Below are 16,128 nucleotides of genomic sequence, written 5' to 3'. Positions count from 1 at the left end.
CGGAGCGGTACCTGGAAGTCCCTGGTCAAGAGAATCGGGAGCGCATCGGGTCGGCGAGCTTGGCAGTATGTCGAGGTGGTTGAAGAAGCCACCGCGCCGGGGCCGGTGGTGGCGTCGGCGCCGGTGATGCGTGGGTGCGGGTGCCATGCCGCCGACCGCCGTGGCCACCGCCGCGCCGGCCGAGGTCAGGACCTCGACCTACGTGCCGAGGACCCGTGACGCTCACCCGCCCCCCGACGCCTCCTCACGCGGCGCCGCCGTCGAGGCTCGTACGACGAGTTCGGTGGCGAGTTCGATGTGGTGGGACTCGACCTTCTCGCCGTTGGCCAGTCGCAGGGCGGTGCGTAGCGCGGTGGCGCCCATCTCCCGGAGCGGTTGGCGGACCGTGGTCAGGGGCGGTGACGCCATCTCGGCGAGGCTCGTGTCGTCGAAGCCGACCACGCTCAGGTCCTCGGGGACCCGCAGCCCTCGGGTGCGCGCGGTCTCGACGGCGCCGAGGGCGATCTCGTCGTTGCCCGCGAAGACCGCCGTAGGCGGCTCGTCCAGGTCCAGCAGGGCCGCAGCGCCGAGCAGGCCAGTCTCGTAGGTGAACTCGCCGGGCCGGATGTAGGCGTCCGGCACCCGCGCGCCCTCGGCCTCCATGGCGGCCCGGTAGCCGTGCATACGGGCCTGATTGCACACGGCCATCGCCGGTCCGCCGAGGTAGGCGATGCGGCGGTGCCCCAGGGACAGCAGGTGGCGGGTCGCGGCCAGACCGCCCGCGAAGTTGGTCGCCCCGACGCTGGTGACCCGCGCGTCCGGCAGGTGCAGCGGGTCCAGCACGACCAACGGCAGCCCCGAGCGCGCCAGTTCGTTCAGGTGCGCCGTGGTGTACACGCTGGTCACCGCGATGACGGCACGGCGCCCGGCCGAGACCAGGTCCCGGGCCCAGTGCGGGGCACTGGACGCCTTGCTGACCACCACCGACGCCCCTGAAGCGGCGGCCGCGTCGACGATGCCTTCCAGTGCCTCGGCCACATAGGACTTGAGGCCACCCTGGAACTGCACCTCGATGGTCGGGCTCTCGACGCCCTCGGTGTGCCGGAACACGGGCGCGAGATAGTCGTGCTGGTGCAGGAGTTCCTGCACGCGGACCCGGGTGTGCGGCGCCACGTCACCGCGACCGTTGACCACTTTCGACACGGTCGCCACGGAGACCCCAGCTGCCTGGGCGATGTCCGCCAAAGTGGTGCGCCTGGCGTTCGGTCGCATCGGTTCCTCTCAGCTCCAGGTCCACCGGTGTCCATGACCCGCCGGTCGGGCCGGCCACGCGGGCGGAACCTGTCAACCGTACCTGAGCCCTTGTGTCTCCCTCCTCCCAGGTCAGCCAGTTTCGAAACACTTTCGGAATCCGTAGACGGCTCTCGGGAACCGCTGAAGGCCAGTATCTGCAAGGGTTTCGTCCGCGTTACCGCTTCGCTGCAGACGTATTGACAGCGCCTCAGCCCGAAACCTAGCTTGCTCGCACAGAGCTTGCAGAGCGAACTTTCGAAAACCTTTCACCAGGACTCACGGGATGCCGACGGCTCTCGAGTGCGGAGAAGAATCATGGCGCTCTCTCGACGTACCCTCCTCGGCCTGGCGGCCGCCGTGCCGGTCTCCGCAGCGCTGACGGCCTGCGGCGGCTCGTCAGGACCCGGCAAGAGCGGCGGTGCCTCGTACTGGTACCTGAACGGACAACCCCAGGAAGGCGTCAGGTCCGGCGCCGTGAAGGCGTTCAACAAGGCCCACCCCGACACCCAGATCAAGGACACGACCTTCCAGAACGACGCCTACAAGACGAAGATCAAGACCGCGATCGGCGCCGGTGAGGCCCCCACGATCATCTGGGGCTGGGGCGGCGGGACGCTGCGCGCCTACGCGGAGGCCGGCCAGGTCGAGGACCTCACCTCGTGGTTCGGCGAGCACGCCGACCTCAAGAAGAGCCTGTTCCCGTCCTCGTTCGGCGCGGCGACCGTCGACGGCAAGATCTACGCGATGCCGTGCGAGACCGTGCAGCCGATCATCCTCTACTACAACAGGAAGGTGTTCGACCAGGTCGGTGCGAAGCCGCCGGAGTCCTGGGACGACATCATGGCGCTGGTGCCCAAGTTCAAGAACAAGGGCATAGCGCCGTTCTCCCTCGGCGGGCAGTCCCGGTGGACGAACATGATGTGGCTGGAGTTCCTCTTCGACCGCATCGGAGGCTCCGAGGTCTTCCAGGCCGCCATCGAGGGCGAGAAGAACGCCTGGTCCCACCCGGACGCCATCAAGGCGCTGACCAAACTGCAGGAGCTGGTCAGGGCCGGCGGGTTCGTCAAGGGCTTCTCCTCGATCACCGCCGACTCCAACGCCGACCAGGCGCTCCTCTACACCGGCCGGGCCGCCATGATGCTGCACGGCGCATGGTCGTACGGCATCCAGCAGGCCGACGGCGGGGACTTCGTCTCCAGCGGCTCGCTGGGCTACATGACCTTCCCGCCCGTCGAAGGCGGCAAGGGCGATCTCAGCGACACCGTCGGCAACCCCGCCCAGTACCTCTCCATCTCCTCGAAGGCCGGCGCCGAGGAGAAGAAGGTCGCGAAGGAGTACTTCGCGAAGGGCGTCCTCCAGGAGGAGGAGGTGAAGCAGTGGATCGGCAACGGGTCCGTGCCGATCAAACTGGGCACGGAGAAGCTCCTCGCCGCCTCCGACAACGCCGAGTTCCTCCAGTTCACGTACGACATCGCCAGCAAGGCCAAGGTGTTCGTGCAGTCCTGGGACCAGGCCCTGAGCCCGACGGCCGCCGAGACCCTGCTCGACAACATCGTCAAGCTGTTCCAACTGTCCATCACACCCAAGCAGTTCGCCACCAACCTCAACGCGGTCACCAACGCATGAGTGCGGTCACCGGACCCGCGCAGCGCCGCCGGCCACGCAGTGCCCTGCCGTGGCTGGCGACGCCGGCGCTGGTGCTCTTCGTCGGCTTCGCCGTGGTCCCGCTCATCGGCGTCTTCGCGCTGAGCTTCACCACCTGGGACGGGATCGGCACCATCCGCGCCACAGGGCTGACGAGCTGGCGCAAGGTGCTGACCGACCCCGGACTGCCGCACGCCCTGTGGGTGACCTTCCTGGTGATGGCCGTGTCCTGGGCCGTGCAGACCCCGCTGAGCATCCTGCTCGGCACGTTCCTGGCAGGCCGCCAGCGCTACCGCGCCGTGCTGGGAGTCGTCTACTTCATCCCGCTGATGCTCAGCTCCGCCGCCATCGCGCTCGCCTACAAAGCCCTGTTGGACCCCAACTTCGGGCTCGGCGCGGGACTGGACATCCAGACGCTGAGCAGGGACTGGCTGGGAGAGCCCGGCCTCGCGTTCGCAGTCGTCGTCTTCGTCGTCTCCTGGCAGTTCATCCCGTTCCACTCCCTGATCTACCAGGGCGGCGTCCAGCAGATCCCCAAGTCCCTCTACGAGGCGGCCCAGCTGGACGGAGCCGGACGCATCCGGCAATTCTTCAGCATCACGCTGCCCCAGCTGAAATACACCATCATCACCTCGTCCACGCTGATGGTCGTCGGGTCGCTGACCTTCTTCGACCTCATCTTCATCCTGACCGAGGGCGGCCCCGGCGACGCCACCCGCGTCCTCGCCCTGGACATGTACAAGCGGGGCTTCCAGGCCAGCCTGATGGGACCGGCCAGCGTCATCGCGGTCATCCTCGTCCTCGTCGGTCTCGGGCTCGCCCTGCTGCTGCGCCGCCTCGGCGGCCGGGACGCCGGCGCGAGCCAACTCGAGGGGGCCTGACGTGACCACCACCCTGACGAAAACGCGACGGCCGCAGAAGGTCACCCACGACGAGGGTCCGCGCCGCTCCCGCCCGGCCACCCGCCGACGCAACTGGCTCGGGGGCCTGGCCGGCTGGCTCTGGCTCGCCGTCGTGGCCGTACCCCTCTACTGGGCCCTCATCACCAGCTTCAAGGCCCGCACCCGCTACTACGCCGGCAACCCGCTGGTGCCGTCCACCGACCCCACCCTGGAGAACTACCGGCTCGTCATCGAGTCCGACTTCCTCCAGTACTTCCTGAACAGCGTCGTCGTGACCGTCGGGGCCGTCGTCCCGGCCGTCGTGGTCTCCTTCATGGCGGCCTACGCGATCGTCCGCGGCTGGCGCATGCGGGTCCTGCGCGCCATGAACGGCCTGTTCCTGATGGGCCTGGCCATCCCGCTCCAGGCGACGATCATCCCCGTCTACCTCATCATCATCAAACTGCACCTCTACGACAGCCTGCCCGCCCTGATCCTCCCGTCGATCGCCTTCGCCATCCCGCTGTCGGTGCTGGTGCTCGCCAACTTCATCCGGGACGTGCCCAAGGAACTGTTCGACTCGATGCGCGTCGACGGTGCCAAGGAGTGGACGACGCTGTGGCGGCTGGCGGCGCCGCTCACCCGTCCGGCCATCCTCACCGTCTCCATCTTCAACGCCCTGACCATCTGGAACGGCTTCCTGCTGCCCCTGGTCCTCACCCAGAGCCCGGACCGCCGCACGCTGCCGCTGGCCCTGTGGACCTTCCAGGGCCAGTACGGCGTCAACGTGCCCGCCGTGCTCGCCGCCGTCGTCCTGACCACCCTGCCCGTCCTGGTCCTGTACGCCTTCGGCCGCCGCCAGTTGCTGAGCGGGCTGACCGCGGGGTTCAGCCGTTGACCGGCGCGGACACCGATCCACTCGTCTACCGGTTCGCCCGCGGTGCCCTGCTCGAGGGGCCGACGGGCGTGGGAGGAAAGTGAACGCCGACGTGGCCGTAGAGAACACCTCCGCGACAGCCCTCTGGAACGACCCCACCGCCACCGTCGCCGCGCGCGTCGACGCGCTGGTCGACGCGATGACCCTCGAGGAGAAGACCGCCCAGCTGTACGGAGTCTGGGTGGGCGCCTCCGACGAGGGCGGCGAAGTGGCGCCCCATCAGCACGAGATGGAGGAGCCCGTCGACCTCGACGCCCTCCTGCCCACCGGACTCGGCCAGCTCACCCGCCCCTTCGGCACGGTCCCCGTCGACCCGGCCCTCGGCGCACTCTCCCTGGCCCGCACGCAGGCCAGGATCGCCGCGTCCAACCGCTTCGGCATCCCCGCCCTCGCCCATGACGAATGCCTGGCCGGCTTCGCCGCCTGGGGAGCGACGGCCTACCCCGTCCCCCTGTCCTGGGGCGCCTCCTTCGACCCCGACACCGTCCGGCGTATCGCCGCCGCCATCGGCCGGGACATGCGCTCGGTCGGCGTCCACCAGGGCCTCGCGCCCGTCCTGGACGTGGTGCGCGACGCGCGCTGGGGCCGCGTCGAGGAGACCATCGGCGAGGACCCCTACCTCGTCGGCACCATCGGCACGGCCTACGTGCAGGGCCTGGAGTCCGCCGGGATCGTCGCCACCCTCAAGCACTTCGCCGGCTACTCGGCATCCCGCGCCGGCCGCAACCTCGCCCCCGCCTCAGTGGGCCCGCGCGAACGCGCCGACGTGCTGCTGCCGCCGTTCGAGATGGCGATCCGCGAGGGCGGCGCCCGCTCCGTCATGAACGCTTACACCGACACCGACGGCGTGCCCTCGGCGGCCGACGAAGCCCTGCTCACCGGACTCCTGCGCGACACATGGGGCTTCGACGGCACCGTCGTCGCCGACTACTTCGCCATCGCCTTCCTCACGACGCTGCACGGCGTGGCGTCCGACTGGGCGAGCGCCGCCGGCACCGCCCTGCGCGCGGGCATCGACGTCGAACTGCCCAACGTCAAGACGTACGGCGCACCTCTGACCGAGGCCGTCGCCGACGGCCGCGTCCCGGAGAAGCTGGTCGACCGCGCCGTACGCCGCGTCCTCACCCAGAAGGTGGAACTCGGCCTCCTCGACCCGGACTGGAACCCCGTACCGGCGGCCCTCGACGGCACGGACCCGGACGACCCGGAGGCCCTGCGCGGCCGGATCGACCTGGACAGCCCCGACAACCGCGCCCTGGCCCGCACCCTCGCCGAGGAGGCGGTCGTGCTGCTCAGCAACGACGGCACCCTGCCGCTGGAGCGCCCGCGCCGCATCGCCCTGATCGGTCCCAACGCCGACGAACCCGTGGCCGTACTGGGCTGCTACTCCTTCCCCCAGCACATCGGCGTCCGCCACCCCGACACGCCCCTCGGCATCGACCTGCCCACTCTGCGCACGACACTCGCCGCCGAGTTCCCCGACGCCGAGATCACGTACGCCCGCGGCACCGGCGTCGACGACGGGGACCTCACCGGCCTCGACGAGGCGGCGCGGGTGGCGCGCGAGGCCGACGTCACCGTGGTGGTGCTCGGCGACCGGGCCGGACTCTTCGGCAGGGGCACCAGCGGCGAGGGCTGCGACGCCGAGTCACTGGCCCTGCCAGGCGCGCAACAGCACCTGCTCGACACGATGCTCGACCTCGACACCCCCGTCGTCACCGTCCTGCTGGCCGGACGGCCCTACGCCCTCGGGCGTGCCGTGGAGGAGTCCGCGGCGATCGTGCAGTCCTTCTTCCCCGGCGAGGAGGGTACGCACGCGATCGCCGGGGTGATCGCCGGCCGGGTCAACCCCTCCGGACGTCTCCCGGTCGGCGTGCCGCGCGGACCGGGTTCTCAGCCGGGCACCTACCTCGGGGCGCGGCTCGCACAGGCCAGCGCGGTGTCCAACATCGACCCGACCCCGGCGTTCGCCTTCGGCCACGGCCTGTCGTACACGCGGTTCGACTGGGCGGACCTGAGCGTGGAGGCCGAAGAGGCCTCGACGGCCGGGGAGTTCGCGCTCTCCTTCACCGTCCGCAACACGGGGGAGCGGCCAGGGACCGAGGTGGTCCAGCTCTACCTGCACGACCCGGTCGCCTCCGTCGTGCAGCCGGTGCAGCGCCTCATCGGCTACACCCGGGTCGCGCTGGAGCCGGGAGAGGCCCGGCGCCTGAGCGTCACGGTCCCGGCCGACCTGGCCTCCTTCACCGGACGCGACGGCCGGCGCATCGTCGAACCGGGCGACCTGGAACTGCGGCTCGCCGCCTCCAGCGCGGACCCGCGTCTGACGGCCCGGGTCACGCTGACCGGAGCCGAGCGCCCGCTGGACCACACGCGGCGGCTGCACGCCACGATCCTCCAGGAGCCGCCGACCACCTGAACCGGGGGTGCGCGGCGCGGGCCAGGAGCACCGCGCACTCCCTCGGGAGCCCTACAGCAGCCCGCGCCGGGCGAGGTTGCGCATGAGAGCCCCCACGCCATACGTCCACGGCGCGGCGTCCTCGCTGCGGACGACGGTGTTGACCAGCGCGCCGAGCCTCGGACTGGAGATGGTGACGACGTCGCCGTACTCATGGGTGAACCCGGCGCCGGGCGCGTGCCGGTCCTCCGTCGGCGCGAACAACGTGCCCGTGAACAGCACGAAGCCGTCCGGGTATTGATGGTGTGCGCCGTGCGTGGCCGCCACCAGATCGAGGATGTCGCGGCTGATCTCGCGGAGAGAGCTGCTGCCCCGCAGGACGTGACCGTCCGGACCGTCGACCCGCAGGTCGACGTCGAGGCCGCGCACGTCCTCGACGCCGAACTCGTCGTCGAGCAGCCGGACGAACGGGCCGATCGCACAGGAGGCGTTGTTGTCCTTGGCGCGGGACAGCAGCAGGGCACTGCGCCCCTCGATGTCCCGGAGATTGACGTCGTTGCCGAGCGTCGCCCCACGCACCCGCCCGCGCGAGTCCACGACGAGGACGGCCTCCGGCTCGGGGTTGTTCCACACGGAGGCGGCGAGTACGCCGATGTCGGCGCCGGTGCCGACGGCGGACAGCACGGGGGCCTTGGTGAACACCTCCGGGTCGGGCCCGATCCCGACCTCCAGGTACTGCGACCAGAGCCCTTCGGCGACGAGCGCCTCCTTGGCCTTGACCGCCTCGGGCGAGCCCGGCCGGATGCCGTCGAGGCGACCACCCACGGCTTGCACGACCCTGGCCCGCACCTTCGCGGCCTGCGCCGGATCGCCGCCGGTGCGCTCCTCGATGACCCGTTCCAGCAGGCTGCGGGCGAAGGTGACACCCGCCGCCTTGATCACCTGGAGGTCGATGGGCGCGAGCAGATGCGGCACGCCGGGGCGGCCCGGCGGTGCCTGCAGCAGTTCGTCCAGAGGCCAGACGCGTCCGCCGTCGGCTTCGCGGACGAGGGCCGCCGCGTCGTCGCGCTCCAGGAGGTCGGAGACGGTGGGGGAGAGGGCCGTGAGGTCGACGACCTCCTCGCCCCGCACGGCGGCCACGCACGGCCCGCCCGCCTCGGGATCGTGGACGCGGGCGACGAGGGCGGCCCGATCGGAGTCGTCCGGCAGGACGGAGCCGGGGTCGAGGTCGAGAACCGGACGGGGGCGCGCTGCTGCCGATTCCACGAGGGGTGCTCTCCTGACTGGGGACGTGTAAGGGCTGATGGACTCAGGGGGCTCAGTGGGAGTCGCGGGGGACCGTGTGTCCGCGGCTGCCGCGCAAGAAGGTGAAGTCGGCACCGCGGTCGGCCTGTTCGACGTGCTGGGTGTAGAGCCAGGTGTAGCCGCTGGAGTACTGCTCGGCGGGCGGCGTCCACTCCTGACGGCGCCGCGCGAGTTCGGCGTCGTCGACGTCCAGGCGCAGGGTGCGGTGGGGGACGTCGAGGACGATGGGGTCCCCGTCGCGGACCAGGGCGAGGGGTCCGCCGACGGCGGCCTCGGGCGCCACGTGCAGCACCACGGTCCCGTAGCCGGTGCCGCTCATCCGTCCGTCGCAGATGCGCACCATGTCGGTGACACCGGCCTTCAGCAGCTTCGCGGGAAGCGGCACGTTGGAGACCTCCGGCATGCCGGGGTAGCCCTTGGGGCCGGCGTTGCGGATGACGATCACGGTGTTCTCGTCGATGTCGAGGGCCGGGTCGTCGGCGACCTCGTGATACGCCTCGGGGGAGTCGAAGACCCGGGCGGGACCGCGGTGGGTCAGCAGGTGCGGTGAGGCGGCGGACTGCTTGATGACGGCGCCGTCCGGGCAGAGGTTGCCGCTCAGGACGGCGATGCCGGTGCCGGCGGGCTGGAAGGGGGCGTCGAGCGGGGTGATGACGTCGGTGTCATAGCGTTCGGCGTTCTCCACGTTCTCGGCGACGGTACGTCCCGTGACGGTGACCGGGCCGCCGTGCAGCAGTCCACCGTCGAGCATCTCGGCCATGACGGCGGGCAGCCCACCCGCGTAACAGAAGTCCTCCATCAGGTACTTGCCGCTGGGCATCAGATTGACCAGCGTCGGGACCGAACGGACCAGCTCGTCGAAGTCCCGCAGACCCAGCTCGACGCCGACGCGTCCGGCGAGGGCGGTCAGATGGATGACCGCGTTCGTGGACCCACCGATGGCCGCGTTGACGCGGACGGCGTTCTCGAACGCCTCGCGGGTCAGAATCCGCGAGGGCCGCAGCTCCTCCTCCACCATCGCCACGATGCGCTGCCCCGCCGCCTGGGCGGTCTCCATGCGCTGGGAGTCGACGGCGGGCCAGGCCGCCGAACCCGGCAGCTGCATGCCGAGGGCCTCCGCCAGGCAGGCCATGGTCGAGGCGGTGCCCATGGTCATGCAGTGGCCGTTGGAGCGGGCCATGCAGCCTTCGGCGAAGAAGCACTCCTCCTCGCTCATCCGGCCGGTCTTCAGATCCTCCTCGAACTTCCACACGTGGGTGCCGGAACCCACGTCCTGCCCACGGAACTTGCCGTTGAGCATCGGCCCGCCGGTGACCATGACAGCGGGCAGATCGACGCTGGCGGCGCCCATGAGCATGGCGGGGGTGGTCTTGTCGCAGCCGGACAGCAGGACGACGCCGTCGAGCGGATTGGCCCGGATCAGCTCCTCGACCTCCATGGCCATGAGGTTGCGGTACAGCATGGCGGTCGGGCGCATCAGCGTCTCGCCGGTGGCCATGGTGGGGAACTGCAACGGCAGGCCGCCCGCCTGCCACACCCCGCGCTTGACGGCCTCGGCGACCCGCGTCAGATGGGCGTTGCACGGCGCGAGTTCGGAGGCGCTGGTCGCGATGCCGATGACGGGACGTCCGTCGAACACCTCGTGCCCGAAACCCTGGTTGCGCATCCAGGACCGGTACAGCATCCCGCTGCGCCCCTGCGCGCCGAACCACGCCTGGCTGCGGCGGTCCGCCCTCTGTCGGTCGGTCATGTGCACACTCCCGTGGCTCAGACGTCGTCCCACTCGGCGAGGCGGCACTGGCGGCCGAGGCCCTCAGCGCCTAGCCTTCTGCCCCAATCATTAAATGATTCGATGAATGACGTCCAGGGGGCGAACACAGACCATGGGCCACTTCCCGACCACGCACCAGCGCGTGGTCGACACGCTCGGGCAGCGCATCGTGGACGGTGAGTGGGAGCCCGGAGCCCCGCTGCCGGTCGAGGACGCCCTCGCACGCGAGATCGGCGTCAGCCGCGGAGCCCTGCGCGAGGCGGTCAAGTCGCTGGTGGCCAAGGGGATGCTGCACGTACGCCCACGCACCGGCACGCGCGTGCGGCCCCCGGAGCACTGGAACCACCTGGACCCCGACGTCCTGCGCTGGAAGCAGGCCGGGGACGCGGCGGCCCTGCTGCGCGACACGAGCGAACTGCGCCGCATCGTCGAGCCCGCCGCGGCCCGCCTCGCCGCCCGACGGGCCGACCCCGACCACGTACGCGCCCTCCACGACGCCCTGACCGCCATGGAGACCGCGGCGGCGTCCCCCGACCGCACCGGCTACGTCGAGGCCGACATCGCCTTCCACCGAGCACTCCTCGACGCCGGCGGCAACCGCCTCCTCGGCTCCCTGGGCCGAGCCGTCGAGATCGCGCTGGAACACAGCTTCGTCATCAGCACCCAGACGCCGGGCGCGGTGGAGTCCTCGCTGCCGGGCCACCGGGCCATCGTGCAAGCCATCGAGGCCCACGACCCGACAGCCGCCGCGACCGCCGCACACACCCTGATCGAAGCCGCCGAACAGGAGATCGCCCGCTCACCGGGGCTGCCGCACGACACCGCCTGAGACCGGCGATCTGCAAGTGCCGTTGTCCTGTTCGCGCACGGGCGGACTAGGCCGCCAGCCCGGGTACGGCCCACCTGCGGACCAGGTACCACCGCAGAGCCATCCGCACGCCCAACCGCCGCCGCACCAAGGCCAGTAGAGTCGGCGCTTTCGGTGGCCACTTCGGCGACGTACGGCGCACGTTCACGGTCACGTACAACTCCTCACCGCAGCCAGGCGGATACGACTACGCGCGGATCACCGTCAGGGCGTGGCCGGACGGGACGCCTGGCTGAGTCCCGGGCGAGGACAGAGCACGCGGGGGCTGATGTCAGTGGCCCCTGGGACCGTAGGAGACGTGGACGAACTTGTGGAGCGCGTCGACACGCACGACCGGGTGCTGGGAGTGGTCAGCCGGTCGGAAGCGGTCCGGAACAGCTGGCTGCATCGAGTCGGCGTGGTGGTGTGCCGTGATGGGCGAGGTCGCTTCCTCGTCCATCGACGCGCCGAGCGGCTGACCCGTTTCCCGGGACATTACGAACTCGGTGTCGGAGGCGCCGCCGGGGTCGGGGAGTCCTATGCGCAGGCGGCCGCCCGGGAGCTGTGCGAGGAGTTGGGGGTGCGGGCGACCGTGTGTTCCCGGTTCACGTTCCTCAACCGGGCCGGGCTCAGCCCTCACTGGCTGGGCGTGTGCGATGCCGTCCTGCTTCCGGAGTCCGTCGTCCCCGATCCGCGGGAAGTGGCCTGGCACGGATGGCTGACCGAGCCGGAACTGCGGCGGGCCTTGCGGGAGTGGACCTTCACCCCGGACAGCCGGCAGATCTTCGAGCGGTATCGCCCTCGATAGGGACCTGCACCTGCCGCGGCCCACTGGACCGCGGCAGGTCGGCCGTATCAGGCCGCCGTGACGTCGAGGACGACGCGGAAGCGGGCCTGGCCCGACAGCATCCGCTCGTAGGCCTCCATCGCCCGGTCGAAGCCCATGACCTCGACGCGGGGCCGGATCTCGTTGGCCAGGCTGAACGCCAGGTTGTCCTCGTTCTCGATCGAGGTCCCGGTCAGGCTGCCCACGACCGAGCGGGTGCCGAAGATGAGGTCCGGGGTGGCGATGGTCAGCGGGTCGGGCGCCGCCCCGACCACGACCAGCTTGCCGTTCGGAGCGAGCCCGCGGACCAGCGGGTTCATCGACGCGCCGCTGGAGGCGGTGGCGATGATGATCGACGCCCCGCCCAGGGCGGCCAGTTCGGCCCCGGGGTCGGTGCCGGTGCTGTCGATGTAGACGTGGGCGCCCAACTCCCGGGCGTACGCCTCCTTCTCCGGGCCGCGGGCGATGGCGGCCACACGGTAGCCGAGGGCGCGCGCGTACTGCAGGGCCAGGTGGCCCAGGCCGCCGACGCCCTGCACCGCGACAAGGGCGCCCGCCCGGGTGGGCCCCTGCTGGAGGGCGATGAAGGTGGTCAGGCCGGCGCACAGCAGGGGAGCGGCGTCGATCGCGGAGATGCCTTCCGGGATACGCACCAGCCCACTCGCCCGGGCGTGGACCACCTCGGCGTACCCGCCGTCGACCGTCGTACCCGTCTGCTCCTGGTCGAGGCAGTTGACGAAGTCGCCCCGGCGGCAGGGCTCGCACTCCCCGCACTGTCCGTTCAGGAAGCCGACGCCCACTCGGTCGCCGATCTGCCAGGTGGTGACGCCGGCTCCCACCGCGTCGATGACGCCGACGACCTCGTGGCCCGGCACCACGGGTTCCGAGGGGTCGGCCCGCAGGCCCTCCACGGCCAGCACGTCGGTGTGGCAGATCCCGCAGGCCTCGACGCGCAGACGCACCTGTCCCGGGGCGGGATCGGTCAGCTCGCGTTCGACCAACCGCAGGTTGTGGACGCCGGTGGCCTCGAAGGCCCGGTAGGTGGACATGGTGGCTCCTGGATGTCGTTCGGAGGGGAAGCGACGTACCGGTCCGCAGGTCCGCAGGATGGCCTGCGCAGGCGGTTGCACGCCGCCGTGACTCAGCAAAATGACCGGTCGTCTCAAAGAGCGTAACCCACGTCCCCACGAGGGTTGCGGCGGAGGCGCATACGATGAGGTGGTCGGTCATCTCGTACGCCGTGGTCCTCTCCGCTCCGGCGGCGGCGCCGCGGGGTCCGGCGAATCGAGCAAGGTCACAGGAGGCGAGTGGCATGGGGCGAGCGTCCAAGCGCGAGGAGATCGCCGAGGCGGCCTTCCGGCAGTTCCACGCGCGGGGCTTCAACGCCACCGGCATCAACGACATCACGAAGGCGGCGGGAGTCCCCAAGGGCTCCTTCTACAACCACTTCGCCAGCAAGGAGGAGAGCGCCCTGGAGGCGCTCAGCAGGTACGCGGACACCTTGCGCTTCGACCTGCTCACCTCGCCGGACCTCCCTCCGCTGGACCGGCTGCGAGCGCACTTCGAGTACCTCAGCAGGGACACGGTGGACAACGGTTTCGTCCGCGGCTGTCTGGTGGGCAATCTCGGTGCCGAGGTCGCCGATCACAGCGAGGAGATCCGGTCCGCGGCCCAGCAGGGCTTCGACGGTTGGGCCCACCGGCTCAGCCTGGTGCTCGCCGAGGCCCAGGAGGCGGGTGACCTCGACGGTTCCCTGGACACCGAGGCGACCGCCCTCTTCATCCTGAGCGCCTGGGAAGGAACGTTGATCGCGGTGCGGGTCGACAAGTCGGCCGCCCCCGTGGACGCGTTCTTCCGGACCGTTTTCGAGCGAGTTCTCCGCTAGGACGGTGACCCTGCGCGCCCCCCTGACCGGCGTGCACGACCAGGGCGGCGCCTCGCGTGACGCCACCTGAGCCCTGTCGGGGGCCCCTGCCTGCGTGAACTCCCTCGTTTGACGATAGGCGACCGGTCGTCTAGTTTAAATGACCGGTCGTCTAGTGACGCCGGAAACCACCCGCAGCCCTTTCGATGGAGGCTCTCCATGTCCACTCCCGTCAAGCTCGCAATCGTCTACTACTCCTCGACCGGCACCATCACGGAGATCGCCAAGGAGCTCCACGACGCCGGTGTGAAGGCGGGGGCCGACGTCCGCCTGCTGAGGGTCGCCGAGCTGGCTCCCCGGGCGGCGATCGAGTCCAACCCGGCCTGGGCCGCGAACCACGCGGCCACCGCGAGCATTCCGGAGGCCACACCGCAGGACATCGAGTGGGCGGACGCGGTCATCTTCGGCACCCCGACCCGCTTCGGCAACGTCTCCTCGCAGCTCAAGCAGTTCATCGACACGCTCGGCGGACTGTGGGCCGAGGGCAGGCTCGCCGACAAGGTGTACAGCGGCTTCGTGTCCACCGCCACGGCGCACGCGGGCCACGAGTCGACGTTGCTCGCCCTGTACAACTCGGTCCACCACTTCGGCGGCCTCGTCGTCAGCCCGGGCTTCACGGATCCGGCCAAGTTCGCCGATGGCAACCCCTACGGCACGTCCCACGCGGACGGTCAGGGCACCAATCCCGTCGACGACACCACGCGCACCGCCGCCCGCATCCAGGCCGAACGCGTGGTGAGGATCGCCGGCACGATCAAGGCCGCTGCCTGACCCAGGCCGCCCCCGTGACGGCGGCGCCCCGTCACCGCGGTGAGCGGGTCGGGACCCCTGTGCCGGCCCGCTCACCGCTCCGCCCATCGAGAAGGAAAAGATCATGAAAGAGTTCCTGGTCGAACTGACGACCACCGTTCCCGAGGGAACCGATCAGGCGGTGGTCGACGAGCGTCGCGCCGCCGAAGCCGTACGAGCCAGGGAACTGACGGCCCAGGGGCACCTTTTCCGGCTGTGGCGCCCGGTCGGGGAGCTGCGCAGCGTCGGCGTCTGGCTCGCCGACGACGAGGCCGAACTGCGGGCGAAGGTGCTCGGCAGTCTCCCTCTGTGGCCCTGGATGACCGTGGTGATCACGCCCTTGCAGTCCCATCCGAACGATCCGGGTCGGGCCGCCTGAGTACTTCTTGACAGGTCAAGCACGTCGCGGCATGCTTGACGTGTCAAGTAATGCATCCTGCGTGGCGACAGGCCCCCGGGGGAGCGGACCGGGAAGGAGCGGCCATGAGAGCCGACGCTTTCGAGATCGGGCTGAACTCTTTCGGCGAGATCGCCACGGACGGCGGCCGCACGCTCGGCGACGCCGAGGTGGTGCGTCTCCTCGTGGAGGAGGCCCGGCTCGCCGAGTCCTCGGGGGTGGACGTCTTCAGTGTCGGCGAGCACTACCGGCCGGGACACGTCGACAGCGCCGTCCCGGTCCTGCTCGCCGCCATCGCCACCGCCACCAAACGCCTGCGCCTCGGCACCTCGGTGACCGTGCTGAGCACCAACGACCCGGTGCGGCTGTATCACGCGTTCTCCACGCTCGACGCCGTGTCGAACGGCCGCGCCCAGATGATTCTCGGACGCGCCTCGTCCACCGAGTCCTTCCCGTTGTTCGGCTACGACCTCACCGAGTACGAGCAGCTCTTCGAGGAGAAGCTCGAGCTGTTCATGCGCCTGCAGCGGGAGGAGAGGGTGACGTGGAGCGGGGCGGCCCGCGCCCCGCTCGTCGAGCAGGAACTGCGTCCCCGGATGCGCCCCGGCGGCATCCCCACCTGGATCGGGGTGGGCGGGAGCCCGCATTCCGTCCTGCGCGCCGCCCGTTACGGTCTGCCCCTCATGCTGGCCGTCATCGGCGGCCGGCCCCAGCGCTTCGCCAGCCACGTGGACCTCTACCACCGGGCGCTCCAGCAGGCCGGACACGCTCCGCAGCCGATCGGACAGCACTCCCTGGGGCTCGTCGCCGACAGCGACGAGGAGGCGGTCGAGACCTGGTGGCGGTACTGGGAGCCGGTCGTGCGTCAACTTGCCGAGGAGCGCGGCTTCTACAAACCGGACCGCAAGCGCTACGAGGCCGAGCTGGAGCACGGCGCGCTCTTCGTCGGTTCCCCGGAGACGGTCGCTCGCAAGATCGCCACCGTCGCCCGGGACCTGCGCCTGAGCCGCTTCGACCTCAAGTACGACGTCATGCACCTGCCGCGGCAGGCCCGCGCCCGCACGATCGAGCTGCTGGGCCACGAAGTCGCCCCCCGGGTCCGGGAGATCCTCCGTAAGGAGGCCACACATGACTGAT

General features: G+C 70.5%; 14 protein-coding genes. 10 read left to right on the top strand and 4 right to left on the bottom strand.

Annotation, left to right across the window (positions count from 1 at the left end; all coding sequences use genetic code 11):
- Window positions 1-222: 222 nt before the first annotated feature.
- Entirely contained in the window at window positions 223-1,251 is a 1,029-nt protein-coding gene (locus ACFV46_RS13715) for a LacI family DNA-binding transcriptional regulator (protein WP_385498245.1), read from the bottom strand.
- 336 nt (window positions 1,252-1,587) lie between these two features.
- Between ACFV46_RS13715 and ACFV46_RS13710 the strand changes: the two genes are divergently transcribed.
- The 4 genes from ACFV46_RS13710 (at window position 1,588) to ACFV46_RS13695 (ending at window position 7,153) form a co-directional block, all read left to right on the top strand.
- Window positions 1,588-2,898, top strand: coding sequence for an extracellular solute-binding protein (locus ACFV46_RS13710; RefSeq protein ID WP_361934119.1), 1,311 nt, complete (start codon window positions 1,588-1,590; stop codon window positions 2,896-2,898).
- Complete coding sequence (locus tag ACFV46_RS13705; protein ID WP_385498243.1) at window positions 2,895-3,797, top strand: carbohydrate ABC transporter permease; 903 nt, start codon at window positions 2,895-2,897, stop codon at window positions 3,795-3,797. Before ACFV46_RS13710 ends, ACFV46_RS13705 begins: the two co-directional genes overlap by 4 nt.
- 1 nt (window position 3,798) lies before the next feature.
- The gene (locus ACFV46_RS13700; protein ID WP_385498242.1) at window positions 3,799-4,695 is read left to right on the top strand and encodes a carbohydrate ABC transporter permease; all 897 of its coding nucleotides are present in this window, start codon (window positions 3,799-3,801) and stop codon (window positions 4,693-4,695) included.
- A gap of 79 nt (window positions 4,696-4,774) precedes the next feature.
- Entirely contained in the window at window positions 4,775-7,153 is a 2,379-nt protein-coding gene (locus ACFV46_RS13695) for a glycoside hydrolase family 3 N-terminal domain-containing protein (protein ID WP_385498241.1), read from the top strand.
- A gap of 51 nt (window positions 7,154-7,204) precedes the next feature.
- On the opposite strand, the gene ACFV46_RS13690 is transcribed toward ACFV46_RS13695, so the two are convergent.
- Together ACFV46_RS13690 and ACFV46_RS13685 are read right to left on the bottom strand one after the other, a co-directional pair.
- Complete coding sequence (locus ACFV46_RS13690; protein WP_385498240.1) at window positions 7,205-8,398, bottom strand: fumarylacetoacetate hydrolase family protein; 1,194 nt, start codon at window positions 8,396-8,398, stop codon at window positions 7,205-7,207.
- Window positions 8,399-8,450: 52 nt separating this feature from the next.
- On the bottom strand, window positions 8,451-10,187 hold the full coding sequence (locus tag ACFV46_RS13685) for an IlvD/Edd family dehydratase (RefSeq protein ID WP_385498239.1): 1,737 nt from the start codon (window positions 10,185-10,187) through the stop codon (window positions 8,451-8,453).
- 106 nt (window positions 10,188-10,293) lie between these two features.
- On the opposite strand from ACFV46_RS13685, the gene ACFV46_RS13680 reads away from it, so the two are divergent.
- Window positions 10,294-11,037, top strand: a complete 744-nt coding sequence (locus ACFV46_RS13680) for a FadR/GntR family transcriptional regulator (RefSeq protein ID WP_385498238.1) — start codon at window positions 10,294-10,296, stop codon at window positions 11,035-11,037.
- Window positions 11,038-11,344: 307 nt separating this feature from the next.
- Entirely contained in the window at window positions 11,345-11,863 is a 519-nt protein-coding gene (locus tag ACFV46_RS13675; RefSeq protein WP_385498298.1) for an NUDIX domain-containing protein, read from the top strand.
- Window positions 11,864-11,910: 47 nt separating this feature from the next.
- Here ACFV46_RS13675 and ACFV46_RS13670 read toward each other — a convergent pair whose 3' ends face one another.
- Window positions 11,911-12,930 carry an alcohol dehydrogenase catalytic domain-containing protein gene (locus tag ACFV46_RS13670; protein ID WP_385498237.1) on the bottom strand — a complete coding sequence of 340 codons (1,020 nt, stop codon included), beginning with the start codon at window positions 12,928-12,930 and terminating at the stop codon, window positions 11,911-11,913.
- Between the two features lie 263 nt (window positions 12,931-13,193).
- On the opposite strand from ACFV46_RS13670, the gene ACFV46_RS13665 reads away from it, so the two are divergent.
- The 4 genes from ACFV46_RS13665 (at window position 13,194) to ACFV46_RS13650 (ending at window position 16,127) form a co-directional block, all read left to right on the top strand.
- Window positions 13,194-13,766, top strand: a complete 573-nt coding sequence (locus ACFV46_RS13665; protein ID WP_385498236.1) for a TetR family transcriptional regulator C-terminal domain-containing protein — start codon at window positions 13,194-13,196, stop codon at window positions 13,764-13,766.
- Window positions 13,767-13,964: 198 nt separating this feature from the next.
- Window positions 13,965-14,576: an NAD(P)H:quinone oxidoreductase gene (gene wrbA / locus ACFV46_RS13660; RefSeq protein WP_385498235.1), complete on the top strand. Its 612-nt coding sequence runs from the start codon at window positions 13,965-13,967 to the stop codon at window positions 14,574-14,576.
- 103 nt (window positions 14,577-14,679) lie between these two features.
- Window positions 14,680-14,973, top strand: coding sequence for a muconolactone Delta-isomerase family protein (locus ACFV46_RS13655; RefSeq protein ID WP_385498233.1), 294 nt, complete (start codon window positions 14,680-14,682; stop codon window positions 14,971-14,973).
- Between the two features lie 104 nt (window positions 14,974-15,077).
- Window positions 15,078-16,127: an LLM class flavin-dependent oxidoreductase gene (locus ACFV46_RS13650; protein WP_385498232.1), complete on the top strand. Its 1,050-nt coding sequence runs from the start codon at window positions 15,078-15,080 to the stop codon at window positions 16,125-16,127.
- Window position 16,128 lies beyond the last annotated feature (1 nt).

Source organism: Streptomyces sp. NPDC059852 (assembly GCF_042731455.1).
Taxonomy (GTDB): domain Bacteria; phylum Actinomycetota; class Actinomycetes; order Streptomycetales; family Streptomycetaceae; genus Streptomyces.
This window is presented reverse-complemented; position numbering and strand designations above follow the sequence as displayed.